The organism is Bacteroides faecis (assembly GCF_020091505.1).
GTDB lineage: Bacteria > Bacteroidota > Bacteroidia > Bacteroidales > Bacteroidaceae > Bacteroides > Bacteroides faecis.
On the sequence record NZ_CP081916.1, the window covers coordinates 1,722,538 to 1,739,046 of the forward strand.

The 16,509-nt window shown below is 44.2% G+C and carries 15 protein-coding genes; 7 read left to right on the forward strand and 8 right to left on the reverse strand.

What is annotated here, in order from left to right; genetic code table 11:
* Positions 1-3: 3 nt before the first annotated feature.
* Positions 4-1,143, forward strand: a complete 1,140-nt coding sequence (locus K6V30_RS06840; protein ID WP_010536348.1) for a glycoside hydrolase family 88/105 protein — start codon at positions 4-6, stop codon at positions 1,141-1,143.
* A gap of 24 nt (positions 1,144-1,167) precedes the next feature.
* Here the strand turns inward: K6V30_RS06840 and K6V30_RS06845 are convergent, their stop codons facing one another.
* From K6V30_RS06845 to K6V30_RS06860, 4 genes are read right to left on the reverse strand one after another with little or no spacing between them, the layout of a single operon-like run.
* Positions 1,168-2,184, reverse strand: coding sequence for a GNAT family N-acetyltransferase (locus K6V30_RS06845; RefSeq protein ID WP_022301191.1), 1,017 nt, complete (start codon positions 2,182-2,184; stop codon positions 1,168-1,170).
* 11 nt (positions 2,185-2,195) lie between these two features.
* A complete protein-coding gene (locus tag K6V30_RS06850; protein WP_022301190.1) occupies positions 2,196-3,113 on the reverse strand; it encodes a DUF2156 domain-containing protein in 918 nt (305 codons plus the stop codon).
* A gap of 54 nt (positions 3,114-3,167) precedes the next feature.
* A complete protein-coding gene (locus tag K6V30_RS06855; protein WP_010536351.1) occupies positions 3,168-3,863 on the reverse strand; it encodes an LrgB family protein in 696 nt (231 codons plus the stop codon).
* Positions 3,844-4,269 carry a CidA/LrgA family protein gene (locus K6V30_RS06860; RefSeq protein ID WP_010536352.1) on the reverse strand — a complete coding sequence of 142 codons (426 nt, stop codon included), beginning with the start codon at positions 4,267-4,269 and terminating at the stop codon, positions 3,844-3,846. Before K6V30_RS06860 ends, K6V30_RS06855 begins: the two co-directional genes overlap by 20 nt.
* Positions 4,270-4,465: 196 nt before the next feature.
* On the opposite strand from K6V30_RS06860, the gene pta reads away from it, so the two are divergent.
* From pta to K6V30_RS06890, 6 genes are all read left to right on the forward strand, one after another.
* Positions 4,466-5,485: a phosphate acetyltransferase gene (gene pta, locus K6V30_RS06865; RefSeq protein WP_010536353.1), complete on the forward strand. Its 1,020-nt coding sequence runs from the start codon at positions 4,466-4,468 to the stop codon at positions 5,483-5,485.
* 28 nt (positions 5,486-5,513) lie between these two features.
* Entirely contained in the window at positions 5,514-6,713 is a 1,200-nt protein-coding gene (locus tag K6V30_RS06870) for an acetate kinase (protein WP_010536354.1), read from the forward strand.
* A 141-nt stretch (positions 6,714-6,854) separates the two neighbouring features.
* Positions 6,855-7,844 (forward strand): glycosyltransferase family 2 protein, encoded by a 990-nt coding sequence (locus K6V30_RS06875; protein WP_022301189.1) that lies wholly within the window; start codon positions 6,855-6,857, stop codon positions 7,842-7,844.
* Between the two features lie 143 nt (positions 7,845-7,987).
* Positions 7,988-8,683 carry a RadC family protein gene (gene radC / locus K6V30_RS06880; RefSeq protein ID WP_010536356.1) on the forward strand — a complete coding sequence of 232 codons (696 nt, stop codon included), beginning with the start codon at positions 7,988-7,990 and terminating at the stop codon, positions 8,681-8,683.
* A gap of 47 nt (positions 8,684-8,730) precedes the next feature.
* Positions 8,731-9,042: a metal-sulfur cluster assembly factor gene (locus tag K6V30_RS06885; RefSeq protein WP_022301188.1), complete on the forward strand. Its 312-nt coding sequence runs from the start codon at positions 8,731-8,733 to the stop codon at positions 9,040-9,042.
* Between the two features lie 57 nt (positions 9,043-9,099).
* Positions 9,100-9,864 (forward strand): UDP-2,3-diacylglucosamine diphosphatase, encoded by a 765-nt coding sequence (locus tag K6V30_RS06890; protein ID WP_010536358.1) that lies wholly within the window; start codon positions 9,100-9,102, stop codon positions 9,862-9,864.
* Between the two features lie 107 nt (positions 9,865-9,971).
* Here K6V30_RS06890 and susG read toward each other — a convergent pair whose 3' ends face one another.
* From susG to susD, 4 genes are all read right to left on the reverse strand, one after another.
* Positions 9,972-12,053, reverse strand: coding sequence for an alpha-amylase SusG (gene susG / locus K6V30_RS06895; protein ID WP_055269114.1), 2,082 nt, complete (start codon positions 12,051-12,053; stop codon positions 9,972-9,974).
* Between the two features lie 110 nt (positions 12,054-12,163).
* Complete coding sequence (gene susF, locus K6V30_RS06900; protein WP_022301186.1) at positions 12,164-13,621, reverse strand: starch-binding outer membrane protein SusF; 1,458 nt, start codon at positions 13,619-13,621, stop codon at positions 12,164-12,166.
* A gap of 24 nt (positions 13,622-13,645) precedes the next feature.
* Positions 13,646-14,809, reverse strand: coding sequence for a starch-binding outer membrane protein SusE (gene susE, locus K6V30_RS06905; RefSeq protein ID WP_022301185.1), 1,164 nt, complete (start codon positions 14,807-14,809; stop codon positions 13,646-13,648).
* Positions 14,810-14,843: 34 nt separating this feature from the next.
* Complete coding sequence (gene susD / locus K6V30_RS06910) at positions 14,844-16,499, reverse strand: starch-binding outer membrane lipoprotein SusD (RefSeq protein WP_070612971.1); 1,656 nt, start codon at positions 16,497-16,499, stop codon at positions 14,844-14,846.
* Between the last annotated feature and the right edge of the window lie 10 nt (positions 16,500-16,509).

Consider the following 16,509-nt stretch of genomic DNA (forward strand, 5'->3'; position numbering starts at 1 on the left):
GATATGAGAAAAATATACGCAACGTTATTATCGGCATTCCTCTTAGGAAGTCTGGTGTGTGCTGGTTGCACAGATAAAAATAAGACTGCTTCGAAAGAAGTTATTGATATCATTCATAAAGTAAATGGCTATTGGCAAACAAACCATCCGGAGCATGGGCGTTCTTTTTGGGACAATGCCGCTTATCATACCGGAAATATGGAAGCCTATTTCCTGACGGACAAGCCGGAATATCTGGAATATTCGAAAGGGTGGGCGGAGCATAACGAATGGAAAGGTGCCAAGTCTGATAATAAAGCCAACTGGAAGTACAGTTATGGCGAAAGCAATGATTATGTGCTTTTCGGCGATTATCAGATTTGTTTTCAAACTTATGCCGATTTATATAATTTAGAGCCGGATACAAACAAGATTGCCCGCGCGCGTGAAGTGATGGAATATCAGATGAGTACCCCTAATAATGATTATTGGTGGTGGGCAGATGGCTTGTATATGGTGATGCCTGTAATGACAAAACTGTATAACATTACTAAGAATCCACTCTATCTGGAGAAGTTGCATGAGTATCTTGCTTATGCTGACAGTATCATGTATGATGCAGAAGCCGGACTTTACTATCGGGATGGAAAATATGTATATCCTAAGCATAAAAGCGTAAATGGAAAGAAAGATTTTTGGGCTCGTGGAGACGGGTGGGTGCTGGCTGGACTGGCAAAAGTCTTGAAAGATCTTCCCGAAACAGATAAATATCGTCCGGAATATGCAGATCGTTTCTGTACATTGGCAAAGTCTGTTGCTGCTTGTCAGCAACCTGAAGGATATTGGACACGCAGTATGCTTGATCCTCAACATGCACCGGGACCTGAGACTAGCGGGACAGCTTTCTTTGCTTATGGATTGCAGTGGGGGATTAATAATGGTTTTCTCGATTCCCGCCAATATCAACCTGTCGTAGACAAAGCGTGGAAATATTTGTCAACAGTCGCTTTACAACCTGATGGGAAGATTGGCTATGTGCAACCTATTGGTGAGAAAGCTATACCGGGACAAGTAGTAGATGCAAATTCTACTTCTAACTTTGGGGTCGGCGCTTTTCTGCTGGCCGCCTGCGAACGGGTGCGCTATTTGAATGGCGACAAATAGAACTTCTCGGGGCAGGAGCATATTTCAATTCAGCATTAAATTCATATAAGGTTGGAACGATTGAAATACTCTGTCGGTTAGTTCGCTGATATTCATTTTGATATGTGCACCGGGTAAACGCTCGGTGCTATACATACATTTCCCGTTGCATAAGTAATAATAACCATTGTTTACGGATAACTGTTTATCCAGCACTTCCAGCTGCATCTCATCTTCCGGGAATGCCGATGCATATAATTGCATCACTTCTTTGGCGTTGATTATACGTGCCATACCTAGCGGAGATAGCGTCAGTGAACTATCCGGAGGAAGTAGCTGAAGCATCTCTTTGCATCCTGTATGTTGCTTAATGTGATGCAATAAGCTATGTTCGGCATCTTTAGTCTCTGCAAAAAGTTCATTGATAACAATTTGCTTTTCTCCTCTATATACGATAGCCATACCGATGATCCGGTTCTCTTGTCTGGCTATAAATAAAGCTCCGTTACCCAGAATCAGGTCGGCTATAATAACCTGAAAATCTTCGAAAGTATGCTGAATACAGCAGGGGCGTTCAGTTAGTTTCTTATTTAGATATTGATAAACTTCCTCTTGACAATTGATTTCTGCTGTAACTGTAATCTCTTTCGAGGGGATAAATTCAGGAACAGTAAATTCTCTGGTCGAATACCGGAATACAGGAGCGTATCCCATCCGTGCATAATAATCGAATAACCACGGTTCAGCAGGAATCAATGTACTGAAATGCGTTCCGTTGCGAAGCATCCGTGCAAAAGCCTGGGAAAGTAATTCGCGCATCACTCCGTTTCCGCGGAAATCCGGATGAGTGCATGCACCCGAAACATAAGAGGTCTGTACTGTATTTCCACAAAAAGTCATGGGATAAGGGATCATCTGGAGAGCAGAAATCACTTCGTCCCCGCTTTCAATAGTCACATTTATTTCATTTTTATAGCGCAGTCTGAAATACATTTCGACGAATTCTTCACTATCGTCGAAACATAACTGCCATAATGCCTTAACCTTTTCTTTTGTCGTCATACCTTATATTATTACCATCTGATTATGTCCATTGGGTGATCTTTCAGACAAGCCATATACTTTTCAAGAATAGTCACCGGCTGATAAGACAGCTTTGCCTTGCGCAAACCTTCAAGACCTAAGTCTTCTTCCCGGTTGATATAGATATACTGTTCGGGAATGTGATTGGCGAACTCATTATTAATCATGGCATAAGCACCATCAATGTTGGTATCTGCCTTTTCTACATGCACTCCGAATGTTTCATGATTGATAGGCATTCCGAAAGTAAATGCTACAATTTTCCCGTTGACGTGGAGAATACCTCCGGTCAGGCCGAGTGCTTCGAAATTATGTAAAGCATAAATAAGGGCACGGCGTTCATTCCCCGTTCCTTCCTGCTGGTCGCAGTTGTTCACTTTACACCATTCGGCTTCCAGGTCCAGACACTCCTGAATACGGTCGGGAGTAATCGGTGTGTATTCATAATCGGGATACGTATTACGGAATCGGTTGATGTGATTTCTTTTTGCCTGAAATTTCTTTCCTTTCAGAGTGGCGAGATCACTCCTTAGATATATATAGTCTGCATAGTCACGATTTTCCGTGAAGGTAAACTGGCCGGGTAGAATAGCTTCGAGATCGGCGCGCATATTGCTGCAAACTCCCAGCATACAGAAGTTATGCTTTTCTTTATCGGCATCCTCTATTAATTCCCGTAGAATGGCTTTCAGGTCGCCACTTCCTACAGGCATCATATATGCCAGTTGCTCTCCTGCCCAGAATTTAAATACCAGGAAATTGTCGATAACTGCATATTGAGTATCGTACAAGAATCTCCAACTACAGAGGTTGGAAAATGAAAGATCGCAGTTTCGGCGGTCACTTTTCATCGTGAATGCGGTTATTGTGTCTTTGTCTGCTAATGTAATGTCTTTAAATGGAATCATAAATGCTTTTTGCGTTTAACTCTTTATATAACGGAAAATGAAAGAATTTTGTTTTTACAAAACACCTAATAATCGCAGGATGGTCGGTGTCAGTAATGCGGTGAATATTCCATTTAGTGTAAGTCCCAGGCTGGCATAGGCTCCATATTTACTACTGATGTCCATTGCGGTGGATGTACCGACAGCATGGGCGGCTGTTCCCATTGATAGTCCTTGCGCTATCGGACTGCCTACATGCATAATTTTCATCGTCTTAAAACCGCAGATTGCTCCCAATAGTCCTACTGCTACTACGACAGCGGCGGTCAGTGACGGGATACCTCCGATAGCTTTGGTTACTTCCATCGCAATGGGGGTTGTTACAGATTTTGGTGCTAATGAAAGAATTACTTCTTGTGAGGCTCCCATAAATTTAGCAATCAATACCACAGAAATAACTCCGACAATGCAGCCTGCCAATTGAGATAAAAGGATAGGCAACAACTGTTTCTTAATCATTTCCAGCTGAAGATATAAGGGAACTCCTAAAGCTACGACAGCAGGGCGTAACCAGAATTCGATGAGATGCCCTCCCTGATTATAAGTCTCATAAGAGATATTCGTCATTTTGAGGAAGATGATAAGCACAGCGATTGTGAGTAATATCGGGTTCAGTAATACTAATCCTGTTTTTTTCTGAAGCCATTTAGCGAAGAAGAAAACACCAAAGGTGACAGCTAGCAGGAAGAAATTATTTTCTAAAAAGCTCATTGAATTTACGTGTTAGATTGATTTTATCTGTTAAGTGAAGGCTGCGTGCTAATTTAATTTGGCGCGCCAATCTGATTTTACGTACGATTTGGTGTACCCATCCTGTAACGACCAATACAAGAGCAGTACTGACGATCGTTGCAATGACTATCGGCCAGAATTCCGCCGCAATTACATCGAAATATAGCATTAACGCTACTCCGGGAGGGACAAAAAAGAAGCCCAGATTAGCTACCAGAAAGTCGGACAATCCCTGCACCCACTGCAGTTTGATCCAGCCTAATTTCAAAAAGAGGGTGAGCAGCAGCATACCGATGATGCTGGAGGGGAGCTTGATCCCTGTTAAATAAACGATTAATTCACCCAAAGCCAAACAGCCAAATAAAATGGCACACTGACGTATCATACACTAATTACCTATTGATTTGTTTGAAAACACTGCAAAGGTAGAAAAAATAGAAGTACAGTGTTAAATATTATAATATTTTAGACTTGGAAAAGAAAAATAGCCGAAATTGTAATGTGGATATTGCAAAATTGAGTACTTTTGCAGCGCAAATTACAAATCGTAACAAGGTTTATAATATTATTCAAATATATCTATGCTTAATTTAATCAACCAAATCGTGGCTCGTGCGAAAGCAGACCGCCAACGTATTGTTCTTCCGGAAGGAACTGAAGAACGCACATTAAAAGCTGCCAATCAGATTTTGACAGATGAAGTTGCTGACCTTATTTTACTGGGTAAACCCGCTGAAATTAACGAACTTGCTGTAAAATGGGGGCTGGGCAACATCAGCAAAGCTACTATTATCGATCCTGAAACTTCTCCGAAACACGAAGAGTATGCACAGCTGTTGTGTGAGCTTCGTAAGAAGAAGGGGATGACTATTGAGGAAGCTCGTCAATTGACAAATGATCCTTTGTTCTATGGTTGTTTAATGATTAAGAATGGTGATGCTGACGGTCAGCTGGCAGGTGCCCGCAACACGACAGGTAACGTATTGCGTCCTGCTTTGCAGATTATCAAGACAGCTCCGGGTATCACTTGTGTATCTGGCGCAATGTTGTTGCTGACTCATGCTCCCGAATATGGTAAGAACGGTATTCTGGTAATGGGTGATGTTGCCGTTACTCCGGTTCCGGACCCTAACCAGCTGGCGCAGATTGCTGTTTGCACGGCACAAACGGCAAAAGCCGTTGCCGGTATTGAAAATCCGAAAGTGGCTATGTTGAGCTTCTCTACCAAAGGGTCTGCCAAACATGAGGTAGTAGACAAAGTGGTGGAAGCTACCAAAATTGCAAAAGAGATGGCTCCTACACTTGATCTGGATGGCGAAATGCAGGCAGATGCTGCTCTTGTTCCTGAAGTGGGCGCAAGCAAAGCTCCGGGTTCTGATGTAGCCGGTCAGGCTAACGTACTGATTGTTCCGAGTCTGGAAGTCGGTAATATCTCTTATAAGCTGGTACAACGTCTGGGACATGCTGACGCTATCGGTCCGATCCTTCAGGGTATTGCACGTCCGGTGAACGATTTGTCTCGTGGTTGCTCCATCGAAGACGTATATCGTATGATTGCTATTACAGCTAATCAGGCTATTGCTGCAAAAAATAATAAATAAGTATTAAGTATCAAGTAGTAAAGACAATATGAAAATTCTAGTATTGAACTGTGGTAGTTCATCTATCAAATATAAATTATTCGATATGACCACTAAAGAAGTAATAGCTCAAGGTGGTATCGAAAAAATCGGTCTGAAAGGTTCTTTCCTTAAATTAACTTTGCCGAATGGCGAAAAGAAAGTTCTTGAAAAAGATATTCCGGAACATACTATTGGCGTTGAATTTATTTTGAATACATTGATAAATCCGGAATACGGGGCTATTAAGTCATTAGATGAAATCAATGCTGTCGGTCACCGTATGGTACATGGAGGTGAACGTTTCAGTGAATCTGTATTGCTGAACAAAGAGGTGCTGGAAGCTTTTACTGCTTGCAATGATCTGGCTCCGCTTCACAATCCTGCTAATCTGAAAGGTGTGAATGCCGTTTCTGCTATTCTTCCCAACATTCCTCAGATAGGCGTATTTGATACAGCTTTCCATCAGACTATGCCGGATTATGCTTACATGTATGCTATTCCTTATGAAATGTATGAGAAATATGGTGTACGCCGTTATGGCTTCCACGGAACTTCTCACCGTTATGTATCAAAGCGTGTATGCGAATTTCTGGGCGTTAATCCGGTAGGACAGAAAATCATCACTTGTCATATTGGTAACGGTGGTTCTATTGCTGCTGTCAAAGATGGTAAATGTATGGATACGACAATGGGACTGACTCCGTTGGAAGGTTTGATGATGGGTACTCGCAGCGGTGATATTGATGCAGGTGCAGTGACATTCATCATGGAAAAAGAAGGCTTGAATACAACAGGGGTTTCTAACTTGCTGAACAAGAAGAGCGGTGTACTGGGTATTTCAGGTGTATCAAGCGATATGCGCGAACTGTTGGCTGCTTGTGCTAACGGAAACGAAAGAGCTATTCTGGCTGAAAAGATGTATTACTACCGTATTAAGAAATATATCGGTGCTTATGCTGCGGCATTAGGCGGCGTAGATATCATATTGTTTACAGGTGGTGTGGGTGAAAATCAGTTTGAGTGTCGTGAGGCCGTTTGTAAGGATATGGAATTCATGGGCATTAAACTGGATAGCGCTGTTAATGCAAAAGTTCGTGGTGAAGAAGCTGTCATTTCTACTGCAGACTCTAAAGTGAAGGTAGTTGTGATTCCGACAGACGAAGAACTGTTGATTGCATCGGATACAATGGATATTCTGAAAAAGTAATCATTAACTTACTGATATGAAAAAGGCGGTTCCCATCACAGGGCCGCCTTTTTTGATTGGCAAAATTACTGTTGACTCTTTTATAAGTCTCGTTTTTTTTACCTTACTTTGCGTACAAAATATTTTTAGACAGATTATTATATGCGCTATTCCGTCATAATCCCCGTTTACAATCGTCCCGATGAGGTGGATGAATTACTGCAAAGTCTCGCGTCACAGCACTTTAAAGATTTTGAGGTTGTGGTAGTGGAAGATGGTTCTTCTATCCCTTGTAAGGAAGTCGTAGACCGATATACAGATCGATTGGACATTCAATACTTCTCTAAAGCAAATTCCGGACCGGGGCAGACTCGTAACTACGGAGCAGAGCGAAGTAAAGGCGAATATCTCATTATACTGGACTCTGATGTCATTTTGCCCGAAGGATATTTTGATGCCATAGAGAAAGAGTTGTTGGCTTCTCCTGCTGATGCGTTTGGCGGCCCTGACCGTGCACACGACTCTTTCACGGATATTCAGAAAGCCATCAATTATTCAATGACTTCCTTCTTTACAACGGGAGGTATTCGTGGTGGAAAGAAGAAAATGGATAAATTTTATCCGCGTAGCTTCAATATGGGAGTCCGTCGCGAAGTGTATGAAGCTTTGGGAGGATTCTCCAAAATGCGTTTCGGGGAAGACATTGATTTCAGTATCCGTATATTTAAAGGTGGTTATACTTGCCGTCTTTTCCCTGACGCATGGGTATATCACAAGCGTCGGACTGACATGAAGAAGTTCTTTAAGCAAGTCCATAACTCCGGTATTGCCCGCATTAACCTTTATAAAAAATATCCCGATTCTTTGAAATTGGTGCATCTGCTTCCTGCGGTGTTTACTTTGGGGGTGGTGGTGTTATTGCTGGGAACTCCGTTCTGTCTCTTTAGCTTTACCCCGATTATCCTTTATGGGCTGCTGGTCTGTCTGGACTCTACCATTCAAAATAAGAGTCTGCATATTGGTGTTTGTTCTATATCGGCTGCTTTTATACAGCTGATCGGCTATGGAACAGGATTCTGGCGTGCGTGGTGGCAACGTTGTGTAAGGGGAAAAGACGAGTTCGAGGCTTTCCGAAGTAACTTTTATAAGTAGGGTTGGGGAGAGTAGCACGACACCCGGGTGTCAGATAAAGGGCATTAGTACATAAAAAAGAATTCGAGTGCACAAATTCCTGTTCCGATTGCCTGTGCCGTTTAATTAAATAAGGCTACCTTTGTATCCTCAATATACAGATAATGGAAAACAAACACAAATTATCCATTAACCAGTGGGCAATAGAAGACCGTCCCCGGGAGAAAATGATGGAGAAAGGAGCAGCCGCATTAAGTGATGCCGAACTACTCGCAATATTAATAGGCTCCGGAAATACGGAAGAAAGTGCTGTCGAACTGATGAGGCGCCTGCTTCTCTCTTGTGATAACAATCTGAATTCTCTGGCAAAGTGGGAAGTCTGCGACTATTCCCGTTTCAAAGGAATGGGACCGGCGAAGAGTATCACCGTAATGGCTGCCTTGGAACTCGGCAAACGGCGGAAGCTGCAAAATACCAAAGAACGCCTTCGCATCTCTTGCTCAAAAGATATTTATGACATTTTCCAACCTGTGATGTGCGACCTCGAACAGGAAGAGTTCTGGGTTTTATTATTGAATCAGGCAACAAGACTGATCGATAAGGTACGTATCAGTACCGGTGGAATAGACGGAACTTATACTGACGTACGTACAATTCTTCGGGAAGCACTGCTGCAAAGGGCTACGCAAATAGCCGTAGTACATAACCATCCTTCCGGAAATATCCAGCCCAGTCAACCGGACCGGACGTTGACGGAACACATTCGTCAGGCAGCCGACACAATGAACATTCACCTGATAGACCACGTTATTGTTTGTGAGGATAAGTTTTACAGTTTTGCCGACGAAGGACTGCTCTGAATAAATTTATTCTTATCTTTGCAATATATATTAATAAGGAAAGCCCTATGGAAAAATTTAAAATAGAAGAAAAAATCGTAGCCATGCTAAAGACGGTGTACGATCCTGAGATCCCGGTGAATGTATACGATCTTGGACTGATTTATAAAATAGACGTCTCTGATAACGGAGATGTAGTACTCGATATGACATTGACAGCTCCCAATTGTCCAGCAGCCGATTTTATTATGGAAGATATCCGCCAAAAGGTGGAATCGGTAGAAGGGGTGACTACAGCCACTATCAATCTGGTATTCGAACCGGAATGGGATAAAGATATGATGAGCGAAGAAGCCAAACTGGAACTGGGATTCCTGTAATGTTTTGATAATGAATAGTGGCAAAACTCATTACTTGTAACTCTAAACTCAAAACTCATGAAGAACGTTTATTTCCTTTCCGATGCGCATCTTGGTTCACGTGCCATAGAACATGGACGTACACAGGAACGACGCTTGGTGAACTTCCTCGACAGTATCAAGCATAAAGCTTCTGCTGTTTACCTGTTGGGAGATATGTTCGACTTCTGGTACGAATTTCAGTTGGTTGTTCCTAAAGGCTACACCCGTTTTTTGGGAAAGCTTTCCGAACTGACAGATATGGGTGTGGAAGTGCATTTCTTTACCGGTAACCATGACATTTGGTGTGGGGATTATCTGGCTAAGGAATGTGGAGTGATTATTCACCGCGAACCGTTGACTACGGAAATTTACGGAAAAGAATTTTATCTGGCCCATGGTGATGGTCTGGGCGATCCGGATAAGAAGTTCAAGTTGCTGCGTTGGATGTTTCATAGCAAGACATTACAGACTTTGTTCTCTGCCATCCACCCCCGTTGGAGTGTAGAGTTAGGGTTGACATGGGCGAAACATAGCCGTGAAAAACGGGTAGACGGAAAAGAACCGGACTATATGGGAGAGAATAAGGAACACCTGGTGCTCTATACGAAGGAGTATCTGCGAAGCCATCCCAATATCAACTTCTTTATCTATGGACATCGTCACATCGAACTGGATTTAATGCTGAGCGCTACTTCCCGTGTGCTGATTCTGGGCGATTGGATCAACTATTTTTCATATGCTGTATTCGACGGTGTAAATCTTTTCCTTGAAGAGTATATAGAAGGAGAGACACAGTTTTGATTCTTATTGATCAAAACGTTGATATTCCATTCATATAATATAAGACCACGTCTTCATACATTCTCGCACATAACATGGAAGAATGTGAAGACGTGGTCTTAATGTATTTAGTTGCTCAGCCTGAATACTACAGAGGCATATCCTCCCAGTTTTAAGGTATAATTGTCATTGTCCGTATTTTGCTGCGCTTCGCCATTCACAAACAATACTTTTTCAATCTTGTCTGTTAGTGGAAGTTGCATTGCCGTTCCGCTGAAGTTGTGGATGACAAGCAATTTCTCCTGATCCTTTGTCATATACCAGGCAGCAATCGGCTTATAATCTTTTTCCTGCGATTCGTTGTAGACAGAATGCTTGGTCATACTTCCCTCTGCCAGTGCCGGATAAGTGTTGCGTAACCGGGTGAGAGTGAGGTATATATTCAGAAGTGAGTGGGCGTCCGTTTGTTGATCGGCTACCGTTTTCACGTTTTTCGATACAGTGGCATCCGTCTTGTCGGTATAGTTGGTCGTGTAACTATCTCCCCACAGCATTGGGCTGCGTACGTATTCGTCTCCATTATCCTTCGTTCCGTAAAGACCCAGTTCTTCACCATAGTAGATGTATGGATGTCCGGCTGAAGTGAGCAGGACGGAGGCTGCCAGTTTACATTTGTCGGCGGACTTGCCGAGTTTGGATGATGTACGGTCTTCGTCGTGGTTACTCAGTTTGGTAGCTTCGATGTAGTCGCTGCGATAGCCGGCGTATTTCTGTTGGTAAGAAAGGATATCTTTCGCAAAATAACATCCGGTACTATTGTTGATCCCCCATTCCAGCCGATACCAGAAAGAAAAATCAAATAAAGCGGGCAGACCTTTATAATAAGGAGCTACTTTATCATATTCCGACAGAACTTCACCTACCATATAGAAGTCATCCGTATGTCCTTGCTGTTTGTAGCAGGCATTCATGTCTTCGTAGAACATTTTCAGGAAGCGGGGATTTTCTTCGCTGGTTTCACTGTGGTAAATGTGTTTCACGGCATCAAGTCGGAGACCGTCCACACCGCGGGCAATCCATCCCTTTGCCGCATCTGCTATCGCTTGATAGGCCGGTGACTCGCCAGCTTGATCGACTGGGCCATAGTTCAGGTCGGCAAACCAATCGGTACAGAAATGGGAGTGGAAGTAGGTGATTTGCTGGCTGTCGAACATGATGTTGGCAGGAGTACCGGCGTTGGTCAGTTTGAACTCTTTGTTCAGGGTGACTTTCTCGGATGAAGAAGATGCACCGTATTTTGTCCCTGCTGGCCAGGAGGAATCATTGCTGGTACGGATCAGAAGCCCCCAGGTAGATTCAAAATCAACAGTGAGTTCATAGAGGTTGTTTTTTCCTTTGTCATAAAACTTTTTGCAGATACCGTCGCCGTAGTATAAGTACTTGGCATTGGTGGTGCCTGTGTCCGGATTGTCTTCGTCTGCTTTGGCTCCTGTAGTGACGATAAGGGTGGGAGAAGATGCATTGCTCCAGTCCAGTGTAAATTTCAGTAGTCCTTTCACAGCACTGGTCTCGTCGGAAACCTGAAACCATTCCGCGGCATTGTATCCGGCTGTCCCTTCCTGAGTAATCATATCTATTTTGCCTGCCGCAATATCGGTTTTCGGATCTTCGGAAAAAGAATAATAATTGCGATACGGACTTTCAGATGATGAACAGGCTTCGGTAAACCACGGGTGATCTGTACCGGTGTGGTTCATTACGTAGTCCAGATAAATCTTGATCCCCCGGTTATGCGCTTCCGTAACCAAGCGGTCGAAATCACTTTCTGTGCCGAGTTTCGGATTCACTTTCGTGTAGTCTGTCACATCATATCCGTGGTAAGACATGCAGGGGTGGATGGGGGAGAGCCAGATAGCTTTCACGCCCAGCTGGTTGATATAGTCCAGTTTTTGGGTAATGCCGTTCAGATCTCCATACCCGTCTCCGTCACTGTCGGCAAAGGAGTAGACCAGTAGCTGGTAGGAGATGTCTGCACGCTTGGTTTCGTCCCATGTGTCGGGAGAGGCAGCGAGTGCCGTCCATTGTCCTTCGACGGGCGGTTCGGGATCTGGAGTAGGTTCGGTGATATTCTTGTCATCGCTGCAAGCGGTCATGAATGCCAGGAGCATCGACAGCCACAGGAGAGATAAAAAATGGAGATGTTTCTTCATAATGATGATGTATTAAAAACAATAACTGTAATCTCTTGGAAAAACAAGGGCCGTCCCGATTCTATTGTATTCGCGACGGCCATTCCCTGTTTTTCGGATTTCTTGTGGTATTATTCGATACGGCCTGTTCCGTTGCCGAAGTTCAGATAAACCTTTTGTCCGGTTTTACCTTGTACTGCGGCTTGGTCACCACCGTTGCCACGATAAGCTATTTGTCCGTCGAAGATGATAAACTCTGTTTTCCACCAGTCGCCGGCAGAGACAGCTTTCGGGTTTACGCAGATTCGCACTGCACCATCTTTCAGGAAAGCCGGAGAAACGAATTCACCATCAGCGGTTCCGGGCACGGTAAATAAGTCCTGTTCTACCAATTGTGCGTTCCAACCATCGTAAGAGGTGTCGCCCATTAAGTATACATTCGGCTTTTCAAATTCTATCACTTTGTTATCGCCGATAACAGAAACATATACCAGATACCAGCCGGCTACATCGACTTTTAAGTTGCCTCCCTCGTCCGACAGACCGGCAAGGTCTTTGGATTCTTGTGAGATGGCGTCTATAAAACCAAAGTCATTACCCCAATTGGCTTGCGGTGCAAACTTCACCTGATCGTTGGCAGCAAAATGGAAGATTCCCCAGAAAGCTCCCTTTGTTCCGTTGACGGGAACAAGCTCCTTCCATGCATTCGGATCACCGGCAGGATTTCCCCAGTTATAAGCACTGCCTGTCATATAAAGTTCGGTGGGCGCACTATTGTCTTTCACCGTAAAACGATAGTTGTAGGCGTCGAAGGAGATTTTGATTTTACCATCCAGTGCCGTATTTATAGCTCCTGCATTGGTCCAGGTGACAAAATTATCGCTGGAGTCGTCACCGTCCACACTACTTCCCAGAGCTTTGTCCCAATCGATATCGTTTCCGTTAATAGCCGAAGCCGGGAAAATCTTGAAGTTTGAAGTACTTTCTATTTCGGTTTCCAGTGTATACAGATTTTCATCGAGAGCATCCTTCTTCATTAATTGGGCACCGGTACCATTCCAACCTGTGAAATCGCCGACTACATAGTATCCGTCGGGATCAACTGCCGGAGTTGCGGCAGGCTTCAATGTGATGCTCACCTCATTTCCCACCAGCTGAATACCTTCGCCGGAAGGAGTAACGGCAGAGGTGTTAATCGCGATCTTCAATTCACGTTCCACGCTTGCACGACTTTTGTAAGCTTCTTGTGTCACACTGTCCAGTTGCGACAATGCTACTTTAAAGGCATTGTCTTCTGTCATGGTAAATGGGATTGTGTGATTCTCGTTCAGTGTCAGAGAGTTCACTGCGATTTTGCTGCTTTCTTCAGCCGTGGTTGAGCTTAACTTCGCAATTTCTACGGAATCTGCTGTGGTTGCATCCATTATAATGCTGGCATCTTTGCCGGCTGCGAAAGTTGCGGTCAACTGTCCTGCCGACTCTTCCTGGGGATTGGACTGGGGATCAGCCCAGTCCTTGAAATCTTCGTTACAGGCAGAAAACCCGATTGCTGCCAGAAACATCCCTGTGTATATTAAATGTTTTTTCATGATGAATCGTTCTTTTAAAGTTAATTACTTCTTTTCTCCTGTGCCTGCCGTAAAGTTCAAGTACATTACATTGCCGGCTGAACCCTGTACGGAATAACCTTCTCCTTTTTCTGTCCAACTGTCAATCAGATTGAAATCACGATAGAAGATTTCACCGTCGTGGAGTGTAAATTCTGTTCTCCACCAGTCGAGGTCTGTCTTGAAGCACATGCGGACCTCTCCGCTCGCAGTCATGGCAGGAGATACGAAGTTGCCGTCTTTGGTAGCGGGAACCGCAAACTTCCATGTGTCGGTAAATGCCCATGAGCCACCGGTTGTATTACCAAACAAATAGACTTCAGCCGGATAGAATGTGATGGTGAACGCATAGTCGGAACCTTTGACTGCCGCTTTGATATAGAAGAGATACCATCCGGCGTTTTCTACGATGAAGTTATCATTACCGCTTACTCCGGCTCCGGCTTTGTCAGTAACAGTCACGCGGTTGTCATTAATACCGATATATTCATTTTCTTTGGTACCGAACTTGAACTCGGAGTTGGCATCGAAGTAAACCATGGCATAGAATTGACCATCCATGCCGTAGACGCCTGCCATCGGTTTCCATACTTTCCAGTCGGCATCCAGCATAGAACCTACGATGAACATGGTCTTAGGCGGTGTCAATGAACTGGTGCTCTTGGAGATTAATACGTTGGGCAACTCAATTATGTTGGAAAAACAGATCCCTTTTCCACTGCTTGTGATGTTGGCTTTCAAGCGGATGTACACAGCTATCGGTTCGGTGGGGAGAGCTGCCTGTTCTCCGTTTACGGCAGTCCATAAGTCGAGAAGTGCGCTGTTGAGCTCGGAAGCATCCACATTCATTTTTGCTGTCGGGTACGTGTTTTCCAACACAGTATAGTTGGCTTTACTGTCATCTGTTGCTTCCTTGAAATCTTGTTCAAAAGAGGCTTGTACCGTGTATGTGGTAGCTGCCGGGAAACCGTAGTCCGGTTGAGAACAAGTAAGTTCTACACTTTGAGCATTCTTCAGGTCATATACATTGTTGGCTGCATACGCAGGCGTATTGAGCGTAAATGTATCGGGCTCATTCAGGATCGGGTTGCTGTCGTTGTCTGTCTCGCAAGCTGTGAATAGTGGCAGTGCGAAGGTGACAGCAAGTAATATATTGGATATTTTTTTCATAATGGCATTCTTTTATATAAGGATGAACTACTGGTTATTTATAGCCTTCATTTTGTGACATATTCTTATTGTTGTTTATATCCGATACAGGGATAGGATATAAATTGTAGTATGAAGCGACAGATGTCCCGTTCATAGCTCCGCCTTTCCAGTCCCACACATATTTATTGGTTGTGAACATGCCGAAACGAACCAAGTCTGAGCGACGGCGACCTTCCAGATAGAACTCGCGTGCCCATTCATCGATAAGTTCCTGTTCGGTTACAGTCTGTACCTTTCTTGTACAGTTGGCACGTTTGCGAAGTTCGTTGATGTCTGCCGTTGCATCTCCTCCCTGACGGAAGATAGCTTCCGCACGTGTCAGATAGGCTTCTGCCAGACGGAACAAAGGAATGTCAGTGTCGGGATATGTTGCATGGCTGACAGGCTTTCCGTCAGAACGATAGTTCTGCCACTTTACAATAGACAGTCCATCGGTGAATCCGCTGATAGCGTCTGTCTGAATCTTGCGTCTGCCGCCTCCTACACCGGAGTATAGCATGGCACGGTCGTCACCGGCAGCCTTAATCATATCTTCTGTCCGGATGCCGTATTTAGCATCGAAATCATCGATCTGTTCATCCGTATCTAACCCCTTAGTCGGAATCTCCACATCGGCGGGCAACATCGGCACATCTTCGAGATTGGAGAAGAATTTCTTCACCATGGCTGCACGGGCAAAGATACAGGACCAGCCATTTGTTGTTCCCATACGTGGCATACCGGCCACGCGAGTACCACAAATCAGATAGGTAGAACCGCCATGGTTACGTGTCTTTACACCATCCTGACGAATGGGCAGAATGATTTCCTGCATGGCATTTTCATTCTCATCGTTATCGGCCATAAACAGTTCGCTGTAGTTGGTACATAGTTTATATGCTGAGGCAATCACTTTGCTGGCATATTCTTCCGCCTTTGCATAGTCGGTTTGTCCGGTATATACACCGGCGTTCAGGTACAAACGTGCACGGAGCAACCAGTTAGCAGCTTTGTCGGCACGACCGAAAGGAGCCTGACGGGGTTCATACATATCACCTTCAATCTCGTTCAGTTCATTCTGAATGTAGGTATAGAGTTCTGTACCTTTCTTTTCAACAGGTAAATCGTTGCTGAAGTGTTCTTTGAACGGAGCTTTTCCAAACAAGTCGAGGAAGTACCAGTAATGCAAGGCACGCAGGAAACGTATTTCCGCACGCTGGCGCAGTGTTTCCGCATCTGTCATACCTTCGGTCTGGTCGAGGAAGAAGTTATATTGTGTGATGTCATATCCTAAACGGACATAAACCCACTCTGTACGCTGGCTGGAAGGACTCCAGCTAATGCTTGTAAGCTGGGGGATATCCGGGTTTTCCTGCCATGCCCAGAGACATTCATCGGTAGGCAACTCATTGCAGTTGAAAGTGGTACGGTAGAAACCGGATTCACCTTCATCTTGTCCGTCCAGGTCAGGAGAGCCGTCGATACCTTTTTGTCCGGTTACGCCCAGCATGGCATAACCTTTCACAAATACTCCTTGCTGATCGAAACTACCTCCTGTCTGAGGATCGATGGGACTAATATCCAGATCGTTGATACATGAAGTTACTCCCAGTGAGAGAACTGTGATCAGTGCTGCTGAAAATAGTTGTTTGATATATCTTGTTTTCATGATAAATTGA